This window comes from Natronococcus sp. JC468 (genome assembly GCF_012163165.1).
GTDB classification, from domain to species: domain Archaea; phylum Halobacteriota; class Halobacteria; order Halobacteriales; family Natrialbaceae; genus Natronococcus; species Natronococcus jeotgali.
This window is the reverse complement of record NZ_JAAVUO010000088.1, coordinates 1-2,272: the sequence shown is the minus strand read 5'-3', so window position 1 is coordinate 2,272 and position 2,272 is coordinate 1. Positions and strand designations below refer to the sequence as shown.

3 protein-coding genes are annotated in these 2,272 nt (G+C 54.5%); all 3 read left to right on the top strand.

The window, feature by feature from the left end; genetic code table 11:
- Positions 1-90 precede the first annotated feature (90 nt).
- The 3 genes from GWG54_RS20440 (at position 91) to GWG54_RS20430 (ending at position 1,991) form a co-directional block, all read left to right on the top strand.
- Positions 91-507, top strand: a complete 417-nt coding sequence (locus GWG54_RS20440) for an AI-2E family transporter (protein ID WP_245242902.1) — start codon at positions 91-93, stop codon at positions 505-507.
- A 62-nt stretch (positions 508-569) separates the two neighbouring features.
- Entirely contained in the window at positions 570-1,394 is an 825-nt protein-coding gene (locus GWG54_RS20435; protein ID WP_167939467.1) for an IS5 family transposase, read from the top strand.
- A 12-nt stretch (positions 1,395-1,406) separates the two neighbouring features.
- Positions 1,407-1,991: an AI-2E family transporter gene (locus GWG54_RS20430; protein WP_312854312.1), complete on the top strand. Its 585-nt coding sequence runs from the start codon at positions 1,407-1,409 to the stop codon at positions 1,989-1,991.
- The last annotated feature ends 281 nt before the right edge of the window (positions 1,992-2,272 follow it).

The window sequence follows — 2,272 nt, the reverse complement described above, 5'->3', positions numbered from 1 at the left end:
AGTACAACTGCTTCAACACAGAACTCAGGCTTCAGAAACAGCTAACTGAGGATACTTTGTGAGGTACTGATTCTAGTCGGACTGCTATCCGTGCTGATCGTCCTGCCGTTTCTCACCTGGATTCTGATCGCCGTGATCCTGGCATACGCGCTCGCTCCCATCAACGATCGGCTTTCACAGCGATTCCGGGCGGGACTATCCGCCGGTCTGTCGATTCTCATCGGACTGTTTCTGATCGTCCTTCCGATCGTTCTCATCCTTGGTGTTGCGGCGAATCAGGCCCGGCAACTCTTCGCAGAGTTCGAGCCTGGAGATGTCTCCCAGCTCGACGACGTCATCGCGGAACGGTTCGGTATTCAGGTGGATATCGCGGCCCTCCAGGAGTCGTTCAGCGGCGTCGTCAGAACGGGTGCGCGAGGCCTCGCTAGCAATCTCTTCAGTATCATTGGGGGTCTTCCCGAGATTTTTATCGGAGTTACAGTACTGTTTTCGTGCTCTGTTGAATAGCGATCTAATCAACCGATATCGGTGGTTTAGAAGGATGAAGCCGAGGAATTCGATTCTGTCCTATGGAAATCGATCTCCTCGACTTCGTTAAGCAGTGTCGTGACCTAGCTAAACAAGCGTTGGGGAAGCACGCGGGCGAGCCCGCCAGCGGCGGGTTCGCCCGCTGGGTCCACGTTGTTCTGCACTGCTTTCGGCTCGAAGAAGGCCACAGCTACCGTGAAACGCCGAATCGGCTGAAGTATATGGCCGAGATTCGTGAAACACTCGGCTTAGATCGGGACGATCTGCCGGACTACAGCACGATCTATAAATCATTCGACCGGCTGAAAATGTGGGTATGGCGGGCGCTGCTGCGCGTTTCCGCGCAGCAGCACCCGCAGTCTGGCCACGCCGCTCTCGACAGCACGTTCTTCGACCGTCGTCGTGCGTCATCGTACTTCCGCCAGCGGTCAGGAAGTACCGTACAGACGCTGAAAGTGACGACATTAACTGATGTGGAATCGCTTGCGGTTCTCGACGTTCACATCACAGCACGGTGGAAGCACGATACGAAGACTGGACCGCAGGTCGTCCGCCGAAACGCGGACGACCTGCAGTCCGTCACCGCAGACAACGGCTTCCAAGACTGGCATACCGAGTACGAGATTGCCGCATTTGACGTTGAGTACCTCGTTCACTATCGTGGATCCTCACCGAAAGCAGCTCTGAACAACGTGCTCAACCGGGCAAAGGGCTACTCACAGCGCTGGATGGCCGAAACGTCGTACTCGACAGCCAAGCGCTCGCTCGGCGACGCCGTGCGAGCGCTCGGCTGGTATCGACAGTTCCGTGAGATTGTCCTGATGTTCGCCATTATCAACATCGAACCGCTCTGTGATCCACTGTAACCGTGACTCAGCATCTATTCAACAGAGCAGTTTTTCGTCCTCTTCTATTTGCTCAAAGACGGCGACCAAGCCCTTGCATGGTTTCGTACGGTCTTACCACTTGAACCCGACGTCCGAGAGGAACTGTTCAAAGAAACAAATCTGTTGATACACAATTCACTGGTCGGTACTGCCGCTGTTGCCGCAGCGCAAGCAGTCCTGCTCGGCGTTGCGTTCCTCGTTCTCGGCCTCGGGAACGTCATCTTCTGGATCGTGACGACGTTCGTCGCAGCGATGATTCCGCTCGTCGGTGCGTCGATTATCTGGTTGCCCGCATCGATCTATCTGTTCATCGTTGGCCGCCCTGTCCCTGCAATTGCGTTGTTGGCGTTCGGTGCAATCGTTATCAGTACCGTCGATAACGTCCTTCGTCCGATCGTCATGCGACGAGGAACCCAGCTCAGTCCTGTCGTCACAATTATCGGTATTTTCGGTGGCATCGCACTCTTCGGCTTCGTCGGCCTCTTTATCGGTCCGATCGTCCTCGGGATGATGAAACTGATCATCGACATATTGGTGCGTGAGTATCCCGAGTCACCACCGACCCAGCAGGGGTGAGCGTAGTAATCAAGAACCTCAATCTATATATCAAATACTAGTTGTTTTTGGTTTTAGATGAATTGAGGCGCTAAGCCCCCTTCCTCAGCGAGCGCCGAAGGCGCGAGCAGGGAGGGGATACAGCGTCGCACGGTTTTCATACACGATTCGGTAGCAGGTCCACAGGCCCACACAGTCGCAATTCTTTTGTGCATAAGGTATATATTATACATATAGTGAAACGGACCACAATCACTCTCCGAGAGGACCAACACGAGTGGGTTCAGGAACACCACCTGAAT